At 62.4% G+C, this 15195-nt stretch carries 10 protein-coding genes and 1 pseudogene; 5 read left to right on the top strand and 6 right to left on the bottom strand.

All coding sequences use genetic code 11. The features are described from left to right. Positions 1 to 431: 431 nt before the first annotated feature. Entirely contained in the window at positions 432 to 1220 is a 789-nt protein-coding gene (locus KIH79_RS08435) for a rhomboid family intramembrane serine protease (RefSeq protein WP_219058977.1), read from the bottom strand. Between the two features lie 249 nt (positions 1221 to 1469). Here KIH79_RS08435 and KIH79_RS08430 point away from each other — a divergent pair, with 249 nt between their 5' ends. Continuing rightward, entirely contained in the window at positions 1470 to 1721 is a 252-nt protein-coding gene (locus KIH79_RS08430) for a hypothetical protein (RefSeq protein ID WP_219058976.1), read from the top strand. A 156-nt stretch (positions 1722 to 1877) separates the two neighbouring features. Here the strand turns inward: KIH79_RS08430 and KIH79_RS08425 are convergent, their stop codons facing one another. The 3 genes and pseudogenes from KIH79_RS08425 to KIH79_RS08415 all read right to left on the bottom strand — a co-directional run. Beyond that, positions 1878 to 4334 carry a glycogen/starch/alpha-glucan phosphorylase gene (locus tag KIH79_RS08425; protein WP_219058975.1) on the bottom strand — a complete coding sequence of 819 codons (2457 nt, stop codon included), beginning with the start codon at positions 4332 to 4334 and terminating at the stop codon, positions 1878 to 1880. Positions 4335 to 4840: 506 nt separating this feature from the next. Then, the gene (locus tag KIH79_RS08420) at positions 4841 to 5647 is read right to left on the bottom strand and encodes an ABC transporter permease (RefSeq protein WP_219058974.1); all 807 of its coding nucleotides are present in this window, start codon (positions 5645 to 5647) and stop codon (positions 4841 to 4843) included. Then, a pseudogene (locus tag KIH79_RS08415) lies at positions 5640 to 6386 on the bottom strand (ABC transporter ATP-binding protein); the annotation flags it as partial. The gene KIH79_RS08420 and the pseudogene KIH79_RS08415, both read right to left, overlap by 8 nt. Positions 6387 to 6804: 418 nt before the next feature. Here KIH79_RS08415 and KIH79_RS13120 point away from each other — a divergent pair. After that, positions 6805 to 7152, top strand: a complete 348-nt coding sequence (locus tag KIH79_RS13120; RefSeq protein ID WP_219058979.1) for a sterol carrier family protein — start codon at positions 6805 to 6807, stop codon at positions 7150 to 7152. A 141-nt stretch (positions 7153 to 7293) separates the two neighbouring features. On the opposite strand, the gene KIH79_RS08405 is transcribed toward KIH79_RS13120, so the two are convergent. After that, positions 7294 to 7683 carry a DUF3073 domain-containing protein gene (locus KIH79_RS08405; RefSeq protein ID WP_219058972.1) on the bottom strand — a complete coding sequence of 130 codons (390 nt, stop codon included), beginning with the start codon at positions 7681 to 7683 and terminating at the stop codon, positions 7294 to 7296. 144 nt (positions 7684 to 7827) lie between these two features. Here KIH79_RS08405 and trpS point away from each other — a divergent pair, with 144 nt between their 5' ends. The 3 genes from trpS (at position 7828) to KIH79_RS08390 (ending at position 12399) form a co-directional block, all read left to right on the top strand. Then, the gene (trpS, locus tag KIH79_RS08400) at positions 7828 to 8928 is read left to right on the top strand and encodes a tryptophan--tRNA ligase (RefSeq protein ID WP_219058971.1); all 1101 of its coding nucleotides are present in this window, start codon (positions 7828 to 7830) and stop codon (positions 8926 to 8928) included. Between the two features lie 605 nt (positions 8929 to 9533). Beyond that, positions 9534 to 11144, top strand: a complete 1611-nt coding sequence (locus KIH79_RS08395) for a sodium/proline symporter (protein WP_219058970.1) — start codon at positions 9534 to 9536, stop codon at positions 11142 to 11144. A gap of 304 nt (positions 11145 to 11448) precedes the next feature. Then, entirely contained in the window at positions 11449 to 12399 is a 951-nt protein-coding gene (locus KIH79_RS08390) for a hypothetical protein (RefSeq protein ID WP_219058969.1), read from the top strand. 407 nt (positions 12400 to 12806) lie between these two features. Here the strand turns inward: KIH79_RS08390 and KIH79_RS08385 are convergent, their stop codons facing one another. Then, the gene (locus KIH79_RS08385) at positions 12807 to 15005 is read right to left on the bottom strand and encodes a threonine/serine exporter family protein (protein WP_219058968.1); all 2199 of its coding nucleotides are present in this window, start codon (positions 15003 to 15005) and stop codon (positions 12807 to 12809) included. Between the last annotated feature and the right edge of the window lie 190 nt (positions 15006 to 15195).

The following is a 15195-nucleotide window of genomic DNA, read 5'->3' as shown; positions in this document are numbered from 1 at the left end:
CTGTGGATAACTTGTTATGCACATTATCCACAATCCACAATCGTTGGAATTTCAACGGTTTTACAAGTTATCCCCATATGCGGCAGGCGGTTATCCCCTAGTTATCCACCACTTATCCGCACTTATACCCAAGTTATCCACATCGTTATCCACAGAATGTGGAGAACTACATGTGTGTAATTCTTGTCTCCCAACCACAAGATATGGTCATCCATCCTCGCACGCGACCATATATCCAGTGTTTTCTCCCCATCAACCCATGTTCACAGCATCATCGCCGCACCAGGCGTCGGCGTCCGCCGCATCGACAATCACGGCATATTCCGCGCATATCACACGGGCCGGCGCCGAACATCGTCGTCCAGCACCGGCCCGCATCGGCATCACGCCGCGCGCACGTCAACGCATCGCCGCAGCGTCAGCAATCCCCATCACTGCATCAGCAATCCCAGCAGGCTCGCCGGATTCGCGACATTGACCAGCGCAACCGCGACGATCATCGCGACCAGCAGCGTCCCGCCGTACACGGCCGTGCGGTACTTCAGGCTCTTGCCACGCAGCGCGCGCGGGCCGGACACCAGCAGCCACGTGAACAGGCCGCCGATCAGGAAGCCGCCGACGTGCGCCTGCCACGCGATGTTGCTCACCACGACCGGCAGCATGAAGTTGATCACCATCCACACGATCATCGAGCTGATGTCCGCGCCGATGCGCCGGTACACGATCAGCATCGCCGCGAACAGGCCGAACAGCGCGCCGGACGCACCGTACGCGCCCGTCAGCCATTCGCCGGGCACGACCAGCGACCACAGCATCATGCCGAGCCCTCCGCCGATGCCGGAGACCGCGTACAGCGCGAGGAACGGCCAATGGCCCATGAGCTTTTCGAGCACGGGACCGACCGACCACAGCGCGAGCATGTTGAACAGGATGTGCAGGATCGACGTGGGCTGGTGCAGGAACATCGCCGTGAGGAACGTCCACGGACGGGTCACGGCGAACACCGGGCGGAACGTGCCCGCGCCGAGCAGCAGCGACAGGCCGGTGGGCCAGACGAACGACAGCAGCAGTTCCACGACCCACACGGCGACGCAGATCAGCAGGATGGCCGATGTGAAGACGGGACCGTTGTCGCGCCACTGATAGCGGAGGTGCCGCTTGTCGAAGATGTCGCGCAGGGGAGGGACGCCGGGGAACAGATGGAAATGATGGTTAGCCATGCTCCCACTGTAGCGGACGGCCGCGGACGCGATGGCGAATGTCGTTCGCGCTGGTATTCACGGTGTCGTTCGCAATGTCCGGAAAAGACGGTTGCGGCGGATTGCCGCGCTGAATGATTCCGGCGAATGATTGCGATGGCATGGAGGCCGCGTGTAAATCCACCCAATCGTCACAAAATCCGGCCTATGATGGAGAACAGAGTTGGCTTGGATGGGCAAGCCGGCCGCACGATTGGGAAAGGAGCCGTCATGGAGAACAAGTCTTCTAACGGTTGGAAGTTCTTCGCGTTGCTGTTCGGCGCGTTGCTCGCCGGTCTGGTGGGCCTGTACATCTACAAGCAGCAGAACCCGGATTACGATCCGTGGGAGGAGCCGTGGGAGAACAGCTCGTCGCCGGTCGATCTGGGCCTGAACAAGGGCACCGAGCCGGCTGCCGAGAAGGCCGCCGACGCCGAACCGGAAGCCGAGGCCGACAAGCCGGCCGAGGCCGCCGAAGCCTGATTTTCGGCTACATCAACACTTCGCTCAGAAAGCCCCGTTTCCGCCGATCTTCACGATCGCGCGGAACGGGGCTTTCTGCGTGCTCTGCCATAAGCAAAATGCCCTGCCCGGCAATTCGCCAGGCAGGGCATTCACATCTCAGCTATCAGGCAGCTATCAGGCCAGCGGGCCGGTGTGCCAAATACGAGTCAGGTAATCGGTGATCGAACGATCGGAGCTGAAGTAGCCGGAGTTCGCCACATTGAGCAGGGCCTTGCGGTTCCACTCGAGCGGCTGGCGGTACAGGGCTTCGATGTCGGACTGGATCTCGGTGTACGCGGTGAAGTCCGCGAGGGTCATGAACCAGTCCTTGGTGAGCCAGTCGGCCACGAGCGGCGCGTAGGTGTTGCGGTCGCCGTTGGAGAAGGTGCCGTCGGAGACCATATCGATGGCGGCCTTCAGGCGCGGGTCGGCCTCGTAGTACTTGGCCGGCGAGTAGCCTTCCTCGTACAGCTTGTCCACCTCGTCGACGGTCATGCCGAAGAGGAAGAAGTTCTCGGCGCCGACGCGCTCGCGGATCTCGACGTTCGCGCCGTCGAGGGTGCCGACGGTCATCGCGCCGTTGAGGGCGAACTTCATGTTGCCGGTGCCGGACGCCTCCTTGCCGGCCTGCGAGATCTGCTCGTCGAGGTCGGTGGCCGGGATGAGGTGCTGAGCGAGGCGCACGTTGTAGTTCCACGGGAAGTACACGTTGAGCTTGCCCTTGACGTCCGGGTCGTTGTTGACGACGCGGGCGACGTTGTTGATGAGCTGGATGGTCATCTTGGCCAGGTAGTAGCCCGGGGCGGCCTTGGCGCCGAAGATGACGGTGCGCGGGAGCACGTCGTCGACGTTGACCTTGCCGGACTTGATGTCGGCGTACTTGGCGATGAGCGCGAGGATCTTGAGGGACTGGCGCTTGTACTCGTGCAGACGCTTGACCATGGTGTTGAACATGGTGTTCGGGTCGAGCTCGAAGCCGTACTCGCGCTTCGCGTAGGCGGCGAAGTCCTCCTTGTTGGCCTGCTTGACGGCGGCGAACTTCTTGACGAACTCGTCGTCCTTGGCCAGCGGCTCGAGGCCCTTGAGCAGCTCGAGATCGCTCAGCCAGCGGTCGGTGCCGAGGCCCTCGGTGATGAGGGCGGACAGGCGCGGGTTGGCGAGGCGGATGAAGCGACGCGGGGTGACGCCGTTGGTCACGTTGGTGAACTTGTCCGGGTAGATGTCGGAGAAGTCGCGCAGGGTGACGTCCTTGAGCAGCTCGGAGTGCAGCTCGGCGACGCCGTTGACGTGGGAGCCGCCGGCGGTGGCGAGGTACGCCATGCGGACCTGCGGGTTCTCGCCCTCGGTGACGATGCGCATGCGGTCGATCTTCGCCTTGTCGCGGGTCTTGGTGGCAAGCTCGGCGAGGAAGTTGGTGTTGATCGCCTTGATGATCTCAAGGTGGCGCGGCAGCAGCTCGCCGATCAGCTTGGCCGGCCAGACTTCCAGCGCTTCCGGCAGGAGCGTGTGGCAGGTGTAGTTGAACGTACGGGTGGTGATGTCCCACGCGGTGTTCCAGTCGTAGCCGTACTCGTCGATGAGGACGCGCATGAGCTCCGGGATACCGATGACCGGGTGGGTGTCGTTGAGCTGGAAGGTGATCTTGTCCGGGAAGGTGGTCAGATCAGGCTTGTCCTGGCCCGGGTAGAACACGCGGATGGCGTCGTGGATGGACGCGGAGACGAAGAAGTACTGCTGCTCGAGGCGCAGCGCCTTGCCCTGCGGGGTGGAGTCCTCCGGGTAGAGGATCTTGGAGATGTCCTCGGCCTTGACCTTCGGCTTGACGGCGTTGAGGTAGTCGGACTTGTTGAAGGTGGCGAGGTCGAACTCGTCGTAGCTCTTGGCGGTCCACAGACGCAGCGTGTTGACGCGGCCGGAGGCGTAGCCCGGAACCATGTAGTCGACCGGGACGGCGCGCACGGACCACTCCGGCTGCCATTCCTTGGAGCCGTCGGCGCGGGTGACGACCTTGCCGCCGAAGTTCACGCGCTGGGAACGGTTGTAGTCGGTGTGGCCCCACGGCTCTTCGTTGGCGAGCCAGTATTCGGGCTTCTCGATCTGCTTGCCGTCCTTGTCGAACTCCTGCTTGAAGATGCCGTAGCGGTACTGGATGCCGTAGCCGAAGGCGGGCACGCCGAGCGAGGCGAGCGAGTCGATGAAGCAGGCGGCGAGACGGCCGAGGCCGCCGTTGCCGAGGGCCGGCTCGTACTCGGCGTCGATGACGTCCTGCGGCTTGAAGCCGAGGCCTTCGACGGCGGCATCGAACTGGTCGATCATGCCGGCGTTGAGCAGCGCGTTGCGCAGCTGCTTGCCCATGAGGAATTCGGCGGACAGGTAGCCGACGGCCTTGGTGTTGCCGTTGACCATGTCCTGCTGGGTCTTGAACCATGCGTCCTGCAGATAGTGGCGGACGACGAGTGACGAAGCGACGTACACGTCGGCCGGAGTGGCCTGCTCGGGGGTGACTCCCTGCGCGTACTTCAGCTGTTCGCGGATGCGGTCAGTGAACTCTTCGGTCGTGACCGGCGACTTGGGTGCGGTGATTTCAGTCATGTCCTGAACTTTCCTTCCGGTTTGTTGTCCCTCGGCCATTATGCCCCGTTACAGTAACAGCGCATGAACGGCAAGGTGAACGCTGCCTTACGTCCTGCAATCGTTTGCATCAACGTCGCCATCATACAACACGATCCGGGACATACAACGTAGTGTCGCGCCACCGAACCGTTGCAACGTAACGGAAAGCGACGGCAAGCGCTTGCAAACGTTACGCACGACCGGCTCATTGAATCGTGCAAACCGTTGCGGCGGGCGCGATATAGAACCGGTTCGACATATCTGACGCCACGTCGTCGGATACGCCCGCGCCGACGACGCACGACGACAAGCGACAGTCGCGGTGCAAGCCGGCCACGACGCGGTCGCGGTGCGATCACGACACGGTCACAACGCCGCGGCACCGTCGTCGAATCGCACGGCTACGGTCGACGTCCGAGACACCGGCCGACGCGTCATGGCAGACGGAACCACACCGCCGCATCACACATGACGGTCGGCGACGATCAGTAACGCATGTTGATGCCGTGGCGACGACCCGACCGCATGATCAGCTGGAACAGCGCGTAGCCGAGCGCGACGAACGCCGCCGACTGTCCGCACAGCACCAGCCAGTCGGCCGCCGACAGCGCGCGGCCGGCGATCGCGTCGCGCGACATCGCAATGCCCTGCGTGATCGGCAACAGTCGACCCAGCATCGCCAGCGGACGCGGCAGCTGATCGACCGGCATGACCACACCGCCGAGAAACATCATCGCGTAGCCGATCAGATCGCACCACGACGCGGTTTTCGTATACCGCACCGTCAAGGCCGCCATCACCATCGTCAGGCCGTACAGGCCGGCGAACGTGACGAGCGCGATCGGCACCACGGTCCACGAAAAGCCGACCGGCGCGCCGATCAGCACGAACAGCGCGACCAGAAACACGATGTCGATCGCAATGTTCACCACCGACCACGTAAACGTTTTGACCGTGATCTGCAGAAGCATCGACGCCGGGCGAAGCATGAGCTGCGTGAACGTGCCGCTCTGCTTGTCGGACGAAATGGAGACGCTCGACTCGACCACCAGCGTCGACGCCGCGTTCCAGAACAGGAAACCGACCCAGTACGACGGGTCGGAGCCGAAGTCGGTCGCGAAGACGAACATCGCGACGACGATCGCCGTGACCGCCATCGACGACAGATAGCTGGAAATATAGACGCGCGTTTCGCTCAGATATCGGCGGACTTCCGCCGCGTACAGCACGGCGAACGCGCGGAGCGGATTGGCGCGGTTGCGTCGGGCGAACGGCGGGATGTTGTCAGTCATGGTCGTGTCCTTCCACGGTCTGGTCCGAGGTCTGGTTCGCGGTCTGGTCCGAATCGGACGCCGACTCCTGATCGAAGATGCCGAGCAGCACCTGTTCGAGGGATTCCGCATCGTCGCCGGGCACGGCGTAATGCTTCATGAACGCGTCGAACGTGTCCGAAAACAGGGTCTGGCCATGCTCGATCAGCACCACGTCGTCGGCGACGTGCTCGATGACCTCCGACTGATGCGAGGTCATCATCACGGCCACGCCGTCGGCCAGCGAGGCGTGCACGGCGTCGAGGAAATCGCGTTTGGCGACCACGTCGAGGCCGAGCGTGGACTCGTCGAGCAGCAGCACCTGCGGGCGGGGGAGCAGCGCGGTGACCAGCGCAAGCTTCTGCTGCGTGCCGCGCGACCAGTCGTCCACGTGCTTGTCCATATGCCGGCGCAAGTCGAGCATGTCCAGCAGTTCGGCGCAGCGTTCGCGCGTCTCGCGACGGCCGAACCCGTACAGCGCGCCCTGATAGTCGAGATTGTCCCAGCCCTTCAGGCTCATGTACGCGAGCGAACTGTCCTCCAACACCGCCGATAGCCTGCGGTACAGGCCGCTGCCGTAGCTCGCGATCGGCCTGCCGTCGAGCGTCACCGATCCGGAATCGGGCACGAGCAGGCCGCACGCCATGCGCAGCAACGTCGACTTGCCCGCGCCGTTCGGACCGACCACGGCCGTCACGCGCCCCGGCCTGAGCCGCAGACTCACGTCACGCACCGCCTGCATGTCCCCGAACGATTTGGAAACATGAGAAATCTCAAGCATTGCGGGCTTCTTTTCTCTTGGCTTTGGAATGCACACACACAATACTCTTGGACGGGACCGCGTGTTGGTCGCCGGATACCTCCCGACTTCCATCGATCGTTCATGGATCGAACGCAACGCGAATCATGGCAGAATGGTGGGCATGGCTGTGATTCGCGAACAGGATATCGAGAAGGGGCGCCGGGCTTGGGCGCAGTGGATTGAGGCGGCGCGGGCGCAGGTCGCGGAGGTCGGGATTGGTCGCGGGAACGCGGGCAGAACGGGCGGCGCCGGCACGGATATAGGCGCAGGCCTAGGCGCGGATATAACGGACGCGACCGACCGCAACGATGCCGGCAGCGCCGGCGGCGCCAGCGCAATGGGACAAAACAGCGCCTGCACGGATGAGGCAACGGCCCTGTCGATCAGCCCGGCACTGCCACGGCCCGTGTGGGCGATGGCGGTGCGGTACACGCTGTTCCTGCTGGAGCGCCGCGCGCCCGGACCGGGCGTGGAAGTGCGCGTCGCACCGTGGGGCGCGATCAAAATCCTCGACGGACCGGCGTCCGACCCGCATAATCTCACCCCGCCCGACGTCATCGAACTCGAACCGGACGTCTGGCTGCGGCTCGCGGCAGGCATCACCACATGGGATCAGGAGAAGAGCGCCGGGCACATCACCGCGATCGGCGAACGCGACGATCTGAGCGACCTGCTGCCGCTGTAATCGTCGGCGACATCCTCCGCCGGCCGACAATCGGCGAATCGGCGGCAGTCAACTCATCCGCGGTACAACATAAACGAGTGGTGGGAAACGCTCGCTGACGAGTCTGTCAGCGAGCGTTTCCCACCACTCAACGAGAAAAAATCAGGCCTTCTTGGGCTTGAGCGCGCTCGGCACCGGCATCGGAATCGGCTTGTGCGGCTTCGGGGCGGCGGGCTTGGCGGCCGTCACCGGGAACTCGCCGCTGGTCGCCTTCGCGGCGGCCTCCGCGGCCCACTTGGCGTATTCATCGAGATCGTCGTCGCTCGCGGCCGGTGCGGCCGAAGACACGACGGACTGATCGTCCGCAACGGCCTCCGCATTGTGGTCATGCGCATACTGGGCTTCGATATCGGCGAACGGATCAGGCGAACCGGTACCCGGCTCCTGCGAGCTCAGCTCCTTCGCGAGCTCGTCGTAATCAGTGTCAGTGGTCAAATACTTGAGCTTCCGGGCAATTTTCTGCTGCTTGGCTTTCTGACGTCCGCGGCCCATGTGACCCCCTGAATAATTACTGTACGTGTTGATTCATCACATAAGAGAGTACCACTTGTTTGCCGCGCCATGCTTGTCGTCTCGGACTTTTACGATAAAAGCGATATTTTTCAGGTGTTTCAACACGCGCAAAGGCGGGAACGAATGACGGACGAATCCCAAGAACAGCAGCTGACCGCGGCCGGCAACGAAATGAGCGCGAGCTTCCTCGCGGCGAAGAAGCGCTCCGACGAGACGCTCGCCAAGCTCGAGGCCAACCCGGGCAAGTTCACCATGCTCACCGGCGACCGTCCGACCGGCCGTCTGCATCTCGGACACTACTTCGGTTCCATCCGCGAGCGCGTCGCCATGCAGGAGCGCGGCGTGAACACCAACATCATCATCGCGGACTATCAGGTCATCACCGACCGCGACACCACCGAGCACATCCAGGACAACGTGCTCAACCTCGTGCTCGACTACATGGCCGCGGGCATCGACCCGAAGAAGACCATGATCTTCACGCACTCCGCCGTGCCGGCCGAAAACCAGCTGCTGCTGCCGTTCCTGTCGCTCGTCACCGAGGCCGAGCTGCACCGCAACCCGACCGTCAAGTCCGAAATGGAGGCGTCGGGCCACGCGCTGACCGGCCTGCTGCTCACCTACCCGGTGCATCAGGCGTGCGACATCCTGTTCTGCAAGGCGAACGTCGTGCCGATCGGCAAGGACAACCTGCCGCACGTCGAAATCACGCGCACCATCGCGCGCCGCTTCAACGAGCGTTACGCGAAGAAGCACCCGGTGTTCCCGGAACCAGCCGCGATCCTGTCGGACGCGCCGGAAATTCCGGGCCTCGACGGACGCAAGATGAGCAAGTCGTACGGCAACTCGATCATGCTCGGCGCGACCGCGGAGGAAACCGCGAAGCTCATCAAGAAGAGCCCGACCGATTCCGAGCGCCGCATCACGTTCGACCCGATCGCGCGCCCGCAGGTGTCCGCGCTGCTGACCACCGCGGGACTCGTGACCGGCCGCGATCCGAAGGAGATCGCCGAGGAGATCGGCGAGGCCGGCGCCGGCGCGCTCAAGGCGTATGTGATCGAATCCGTGAACAGCTTCCTCGCGCCGCATCGCGAGCGCCGCGCCGAACTGGCGAAGGACATGGATTACGTGCGCGACGTGCTGCATGACGGCAACGCCCGCGCGAACGCCATCGCCGAGGAAACCCTCGAGCAGGTACGCGAGGCCATGGGCATGAAGTACTGATTCCATTCACAAACGGAATGGGTGTGAGGGCCGGGGGCGATTGCTTCCGGCCTTTGTCGTATGCTCGATATTCACACGAATGCTTTCCGACGTGATCACTGCGCCCATCTGCTGTCTATCTGCGATCTGAGAGGCAGTTTTCATGAATTACATACCTCTACTTGCAATCCGAGAGGCAGTCGACCATGGTAGGGGTCACCCAAAACCGCTCAATCACCATTAAATCCACCGCAAGATGCTTCGCTCACGGAAGAGAGCTGCCTCTCAGATTGCAAGTAGAGCCGTGCGACTAGGGAAAACTGCCTCTCAAATTGCAGATAGCGTGCCGATAGCTTGCCGATAGCATCTGCAACAGGCAACAGGACATTTCGAGACGGCAGACGATGCCAATCGTCGGCAACGTCAAAAGCATCCGAACCCCCGGCCGACCGAATGACTCGCAGCCCCCCATGAATGGCCCACAGTGCGAGACGCAACGGTCCGCTTTGTGATTTTGCCGGTACATTGGCGACAAACTATTAGTTCGTCGTTTTTCCTTCACATTTCAACACCGAACGAGGGATCGTCCGATACACCGACGAACACCATGAAGAGACAGGAAGAACATGGGCCTTAACGATTTTTGGATTTTGCTCGCGATGGGCATCTACTTCGCCGCAATGCTCTCGGTCGGATTCGTGTTCTCCAAACGCTCCAACTCCTCGTCCCAAGAGTATTTTGCCGGCGGCCGCGGCGTCGGCCCATGGCTCACCGCCCTGTCCGCCGAGGCGTCCGACATGTCCGGCTGGCTGCTCATGGGCCTGCCCGGCCTCGCGTATTTCACGGGCGCGGCCGACCCGATGTGGACGGCGCTTGGCCTCGCCGTCGGCACGTATCTGAATTGGAAGCTCGTCGCCCGCCGTCTGCGCCGCTACTCTGTGGTCGCCGGCGATGCGATCACCATTCCCGACTTTTTCTCCAAGCGCTTCCACGACCGTGAGAACATCCTGTCGACCATCGCCGCGTTCATCATCCTCGTGTTCTTCTGCGTGTACGTGGGTAGCTGCTTCGTGACGGTCGGCAAACTGTTCGCCACCCTGTTCGGGTTCGACTACCACCTCATGATGATCCTCGGCGCGATGGTCGTGTTCGTGTACACCATCGTCGGAGGATACCTGTCGGTGGTGGTGACCGACTTCATCCAGGGCATGCTCATGTTCTTCGCGCTGGCCGTGGTGTTCGTCGGTTCGATCGTCTCGGTGGGCGGCATCGGCAATACGGTCTCGTTCCTGCGTGCCATTCCGGGATTCCTGTCGGGCACGGAGGTCGCGGTGCCGACACTGAACGACCTTGGCGAGCAGATCATCCGCGACGGGCAGGCCGTGTTCGGCGCGCCGCGCGACTACGGCATCATCACCATCGTGTCGATGATGGCGTGGGGCCTCGGCTATTTCGGCATGCCGCAGGTGCTCGTGCGGTTCCTCTCGATCCGCAGCGTGGAGGAGATCCGCAAATCGCGCATCATCGCGACCTCATGGTGCGTGCTGTCGCTGGCGTGCGGCGTGTGCATCGGTCTGGTGGGCCGCGCGATGATGCCGACCGCATTCGCGACTCAGGCGGCGGCGGAGAACGTGTTCATCGTGATCGCACAGACGCTGCTGCCGAGCTTCATGTGCGGCGTGGTGGTGTCGGGCATTTTCGCCGCTTCGATGAGCTCGTCGTCGTCATACATGATCATCGGCGCGTCCGCGATGGCGGAAAACCTGTTCCGCGGCGTGGTGCATCGCCGCGCGACCGACCGGCAGGTGATGATGGTGGCTCGCGCCACGCTCGTGCTCATGTTCGTGTTCGGCGTGATCGTGGCCTACGACCAGAATTCCTCGATTTTCCAAGTGGTGTCCTACGCGTGGGCCGGCCTTGGTGCTTCGTTCGGACCGCTCATGCTGTGCTCGCTGTACTGGCGTCGCACCAACCGGCCGGGCGCGATCGCGGGCATGCTGGTGGGCACGGCGGCCGTGCTCATCTGGCATGAGTTCGTCAAGCCGTTGGGCGGCGTGTTCGCGATCTACGAGCTGCTGCCCGCGTTCGTGCTGTCGCTGGCGGCGATCGTGGTGGTGTCGCTTGCCACCGCCGCGCCGAGCGACGAGGTGCTGTACGAGTTCGACCATTATCTCGATCCGATTGGCACGATGGACGAGGACGGGCTCATCACCGCCGAGGTGGTGGACGAGCGGTAGACGGGTTCGCAAGTTCGCCGCGGCCAGCCGGTCGCGTACGCATTGCCTCGCGAATGTGATCGGCTGGCCGCCGGCGCGGACCGATGTCCGAGGGATCGACGGACTGGTGGCACGTCGGCATAGGACCCCGGCAACACGCCCGGACCTTTGCCGATGAACACGGCAATCGCGCATTGGATTGCCCGCTCATCGCAGTCGGCAGTAAGGGATATCCGTCACAATCAAGTTATCCACATTTATCAACATATCCACAACTTCACTGAGAACAATGGCGGAACCACGACGTATCCCATACGGTCGCGATATGACCAATAACGACGAATCTAACGAATCCTTTTCCCTGTCCTCCCTCACGGCAACCAAACGAAACCGACTACTCATCTGCGAAGAGCTGGAGCATCGAACCAAGCAACACCTTGTATATGCCCGAACCGCGGCTCTGGAACTGCTTGGCATTGAAATCCCGCGAATGCCGCCACACATCAGACGGCGGCCCATAATCACGGTCATCGTGCCGAGCCTCAAGCGGCGCAGCCACCTGTCGAACGTGCAATATCTGGCATGGACCGGCCCCATAGAAACACGAATCATCGCAAGAAAATTCGAATGCACGACCCCGGTCTGCACATGGGCTCATTTCGCTTCAGTGCTGTCATTGGAAGAACTCATCGTACTGGGCGACTCCATGATGCGCCGAGACAGGCGGCTCAAACGGGCGGAACTCGTTGATTTCCAACGCTACATCGAACAAGCCGGAAAATTTGATGGCGTTCGCGCCTGCCGTCTGGCGCTCCGGGCAATGAAGGAGAACACCGACTCATCCATGGAGACCCGGGTGCGCATCGTCTTGATGAAATACGGTCTGCCCGTTCCCGACGTCAATTACGAACTGCATATCCCCAACAGTTCGCGATCAGTATTCCTTGATATGGCGTATCCGGAACTGCGTATCGCGATCGAATATGACGGCAACCATCATCGGTTCAGCAGCCAGCAGGTGCTCAGGGACGACAAACGGCGAGAAGACATCGAAGCCGCCGGCTGGACGTACGTCAAAGTCACGCTCGTGGATCTGCGAAACGAAGAGAACGAAGAAGCATTGGCACAGCGTATAGCCGACAAGATGCAGCAGGCGCTCCGCATTCCGGTGCCCGTGATGCCGCGAATGAGCATGAGACAGGTTTGCGACGGACGTCGGCTCCGCAAGCGGCCGATATGGGCCCAAGCCTCGACCCGTCCCGAGGCGAAGCCGTGATCCAGCAAGCTCATCGGATGCATAGTCGAGTGCGCCCAGATCCGCTCGCAGTGCCTCGTCAAATGGCACTATCTGCAATCTGAGAGGCAGATGGTTTCCAAACAAACAGAATTCCCGTTGGAATGCAGACGATTGCTCCGGTGAACCACGCCGATGCTCGATGAACGCTGCCTCTCAGATTGCAGATAGAACAATACAACAATCCAAAATTGCCTCTCAGATTGCAGAAAGCCAAAGCCACCAAGAACGGGCAGATGATCAAACAGCCAATCAGCCTCTCGATCGTCAAACTGCATCGTCAAACTGCAGTAGCCTCGCGGCCAAACCACAATCACAAGGGCCAAAAAACACGATGCCCGGGGCCAGCGCACTGCGTCGGCCCCGGGCGTGTTGATTCGCAACCCGGCTCAGATGTCGTACCGCCACGACTTGTCGGTGATGACGCGAGCCATCGCCAGGCCGATCGGCAGGCAGATGATGACCATGAACGCGCGGAACGCCCAGTCAAGCGCGTTCAACGTCTGGAAGCTGCCGAGGTACCACATCGCGCGGTACATATACATGCCCGGCACCATGATGACGATCGACGGCACCGTCAGGCAGATGCGTGGGTAGCCGAGGTGCGGCGGCAGCCAGCCCTTGCGCACCGACGAGCGCCACACGGTGGCCAGAATGCCGGCCAGGAACGCGCCGATGAATGCGCCCGCCTCGGCAGGCACGCCCATGTCCACGATTTCGAGGCGCAGCGTGTCGGTGATCATGCCGATCACGGCGGCCGTCAGGCACATGCGCTGCGGCGAGTTGAACATCACGGAGAAGCCCCACACGCCAAGGAACGCGAACAGCGCACGCAGCAGCATGTTGACCCACGGGTTAAGCCCGAGCGGCTCGAATCCCTGCGGATTGAGGTGCACGATCGTGGCGACCATCCACCCGGCGAGCGTGGCCATGAGGATGATGCACAGCACGTAGGTCACGCGCTGCACGCCGGACGGGAAGTCGATCTTCGCCATGTCGAGTCCGCCCGTGATGAGCGGGAAGCCCGGGATAACGAACAGCATCGCACCGATGTATGCCGTGTCGTGCTGCAGCGCGACCGGGTCGAACAGGCCGATCAGGCGCAACGTGCCGGTGCATGCGAGCGCCGCGACGGCCACGCACACGAACGTGACGAAGAACTGGTTGAGATGATGCTTGAACAGGAGGCGGCGCAGCCAGTGGCCGAGTCCGGCGCCGACGAACGCGCCGACCATGTCGTACGGACCGCCGCCGAGCAGGAACACGAAGGACGCGCAGGCGATCGCGGAGGCGAGGCCGGCGAAGGCGGGGGAGTAGAGCGGCTTGCGGCGTTCGATCATGTCGAGCCGCTGGTGGGCCTGCCGCACGGTGATGCCGGCGCCGCGCGACGCACGCGTTTTGCCGACGTGGTCGAAGTGGGCCGCGTATTCGCCTTTCGGCGGCTTGTGCGCGTGCTTGCGCGCGTCGGCCTCGGACGGCAGGAATCCGCTGTCCGGCGCCTTATGATGCTTGACATGATCCTTGACGACACGGTCCGTGACCGGTCGTTCGTCGGTTGCGGCGGCATCGTTGACGGTCGGTTTCGCCGACGGGCCGTAAGACTCTGTCGCAACGGCACGACCGTCGTCCGGTGCCGAGTCACCCGTTCCGCGCCCGCTGCCGGCGGACGTGATGTCTGCAATGTCGTGGACGTCGTCGGCATGATCGACGTCTTCGACGACGGGCCGCGCATCCCCGGAGATTCGGTAGTCCTCGGCGGCTTCACCGGCGGCATGCTCTTCAGCCTGGGCCACCGCCGCCCTTGCCGCCAGCGACTGGGTCATGGCCGACTGCGACCAGTCCGTTTCGTGAACGTGCAGCTGATGCGCCCGCGGATCGCCCGGATCCGCATGCTGGCTGGCGATTTCGAGCGCGTCAAGCACGGCGTCCTGTCCGGGCTTGCTGGTGCCGGAAGATGCAGAAGGACCGGCGGCCGCGGAAGCCGTGCTTTTCCCCAGCTTTTCCTCTTCGCGCAGCTTCTTGGCGAGTTGCGCGGAAACCTGTGAGGCGTCCTTGCTGTCGAGGTGCTGCATGAGCCCGGAGGAGACTTCGGATCGCGTGTGGTACATGGAGTCTTCGCCGAGGTTGACGCTGAACCAGTCGGCGAAGTGTTCGAGCAGCCAGATGCGTTCGGTGTTGACGCCGGTGGTGGGCAGGTCGATGACTTCGGTGATGCGGTCCTTGCCGTCGGTGCAGGCGGCTTCGATGTCGGTGAGGTTGACGTCGGCGCGCACGTGCACGCCGAGCGGGTAGGCGATGCGGTGCATCATTTCGCGCACGCGGAACGAGCCGGTGCCGGCGGACAGGTCGAGCAGGCCGACACGCACGATGACGCTGGCTTTGGCGGCGATGCCCGCTTCGGTGATGGGTTTGTCCCAGTCGCGCTCGATGTCTTCCATGTCGAGCGGGATGGAGTGCGTATGGAAATGCTGTACTGCCGCGGCGCTGGTTTCGCCGTTTTCTCGTTCGTATTGATGCCCTTGACTCACGTTTTCAGGTTTACCGCCCGGCGTGGGCGAGTTCGTTAACGACCATATTTGAGTCCACATTATGAATGGTCGCGTCTCATATTTGCAGCGACTGACGGCTTGCGACGAAGATTCGGGAGGAAAAAGCCGAATGCGAACCGAACATGAGCCACTGTTCGTTTCCCAAAACCCGAACCCTGTAACCAAAGTGTCGATAACCCGGTCATACAATAGCCCCACAACCGTTGAACCAACGGCTTTGGGCTTGCAA

Source organism: Bifidobacterium miconis (genome assembly GCF_019331735.1).
Taxonomy (GTDB): Bacteria; Actinomycetota; Actinomycetes; order Actinomycetales; family Bifidobacteriaceae; genus Bifidobacterium; species Bifidobacterium miconis.
Note: the sequence above shows the minus strand (reverse complement) of the source record. Positions and strands in the feature narration are given on the sequence as shown.